General features: G+C 64.2%; 2 protein-coding genes and 1 pseudogene. 1 reads left to right on the top strand and 2 read right to left on the bottom strand.

All coding sequences use genetic code 11. The features are described 5' to 3' along the window. Positions 1–648: CBM96 family carbohydrate-binding protein (locus ASG77_RS11055; RefSeq protein WP_156380273.1), on the top strand; the 648-nt coding region annotated here is incomplete at its 5' end. A 294-nt stretch (positions 649–942) separates the two neighbouring features. On the opposite strand, the gene ASG77_RS11050 is transcribed toward ASG77_RS11055, so the two are convergent. After that, positions 943–1,893, bottom strand: a complete 951-nt coding sequence (locus ASG77_RS11050) for a glycosyltransferase family 2 protein (RefSeq protein WP_056345272.1) — start codon at positions 1,891–1,893, stop codon at positions 943–945. Between the two features lies 1 nt (position 1,894). Continuing rightward, a pseudogene (locus tag ASG77_RS22125) lies at positions 1,895–2,096 on the bottom strand (glycosyltransferase family 2 protein); the annotation flags it as partial.

Below are 2,096 nucleotides of genomic sequence, written 5' to 3'. Positions count from 1 at the left end.
GTTGCCGGCAACGCGCTGGCGACGGACAGGACGTGGACCTTCACCACGGCTCCCGCGGGCGGCGGCACGCCCGAAACCGTCACGCTCACGGCCACCGCTGACAGCTATGTGACGAGCGCGGCGCCGGGGACGAACAATGGCACAAGCACCTTGCTGGGTGTCGACAACAGCCCGGTGGAAGTCACGTACCTGAAGTTCGACCTGTCCGCGTACGCGGGCAGGACCATCCAGAGTGCAACGTTGCAGCTGCGCAGCGCCGGCAGCGGGTCAACAGGCACGCAGAACATCAAGCTGGTCGCCGATGACACCTGGACCGAGACTGGGATCGAGAGTGCAACGTTGCAGCTGCGCAGCGCCGGCAGCGGGTCAACAGGCACGCAGAACATCAAGCTGGTCGCCGATGACACCTGGACCGAGACTGGGATCACGTACAGCCTCCGCCCGGCGCTCGGCACCAGCATCGGCACCCTCGGCCCGACAACCACCAACACCACCTACAACATTCCGCTGACGGTCAGCGGACTGACCGGCGAGCTCGGCCAACAGCTCTCACTGGGAATGGACACCAGCAGCGGTGACGGCCTGGACCTCAACTCCAAAGAGGCCGGCAGCACGCTCGCACCCAAGCTGGTGCTCACCCTGAGCTAGGTCAGGCAGGAAGGGGACTAAACATGGCCGGGACTCCATCCCTAGGGATGAGGTCCCGGCCATGTTTAGCGACGCGCCCGTAGCAGGATTCGAATCTGGGACACAAGGTTCAGGAAATTGATAGGCCGCATTTCTCGCATGTTTATGCCGATGTTCGCGTTATGCCGACGTTCTTGCGCCGTCACAGGTCAGATGGGGTGGGAGCCTGGAATTATCGGCATAACCGCGGGGGCTGGTCCAACGCACGGCAGTTGCTTGCGTGTTGCGGGCAAGCCGTTTCGTCGACGCGTTCGCTCACTTGACCTCGCTCCACGGTGCGCCCGCAATGACGGTCCCGGACAGCGGGCGGCCCTCCACGTGCGCTATCCGGCGTCCACGTACGTACCCGGCAGCCGTCCAAGCCAGGACTGCTATGACGGCCCCCGCCCGGCCCAGCCCCTGCGGGTTGTCGCCCCGGCCCCAATCACGAATCCCGGAAAAAACCGCCCGTGGCAGTACGCTGCGCACGTATCGCCGTTCCGGGCCGAGAGCCCGTTTTTGGCCTACCACCCGGCTGACCTGGGCTTTGGAGATACCTTCGGACCAGGAACGCGACAGCATGTAGCGCAACGTCCCCCTGTCCGCCGGCACATGGTGACGGACCAAAGCCGCGGGTTCGTAGACGATCCGCGATCCGGGTGAGCCAATCTTCGAACGGATGCAGATCTCGGTCTCCTCGCAGCCAAGGGGCAAGGTGCCCTGGCGCCCCAGCGAAAGATTGAAGCCGCCCACCTGGCGGAGGACTTCGCGCCTGAAGGACATGTTTTGGCTGCATCCTACGATCCAGTCGAGCTCTTCACCGAAGTAGCCCGGACGGCCCGTTTCCCACACCGGTTCCACGCGGCCGCCGACGGCCAGGACATCCGGATCGTCATAAAGGGCAAGCAGCCGTTGAAGCCAGTCCGGGGCTGCCTCGGCGTCGTCGTCGAGGAAGGCCACAATGTCCGAGTCGGCAAGTCCGACGCCGGTGTTCCGCGCTCCGGACAACCCGCGTGGACCGTTGCTCTCCACCACCGTCACGTCATCTACAATTTCGATGAGCCTCTCGTAGAGGTCCGCGTTATGGTCAATCACCACCAGGACCTCCTGGGGTGCAACTGATTGGGCCCGGACGGACTCTATGACGTCCAGCAACCGGTCCCAACGCCTTTCGGTATAAGCACAAATGACGATCGTTACGCTCGGACGTGCACCACGATCCAGCATGCTAGGCTCCCCGAACCAGGGAGAGGACCGTTTGGGGATCCATAGGCGTCCGCGGGACGCTGACATTTGCGTAGGCATATTTCACCCGGCGGAGGGCTTCAGGCCTGGCGCCTGCGGTGGGCGCCTCCCACATGGTGCATTCGCGTGCCAGCGTTCCCAGTACCCGCCAGCCGTCACGGAACGTCTGCAGGTTCGACGCGCCG

This window comes from Arthrobacter sp. Soil762 (genome assembly GCF_001428335.1).
Classification (GTDB): Bacteria; Actinomycetota; Actinomycetes; order Actinomycetales; family Micrococcaceae; genus Arthrobacter.
Note: the sequence above shows the minus strand (reverse complement) of the source record. Positions and strands in the feature narration are given on the sequence as shown.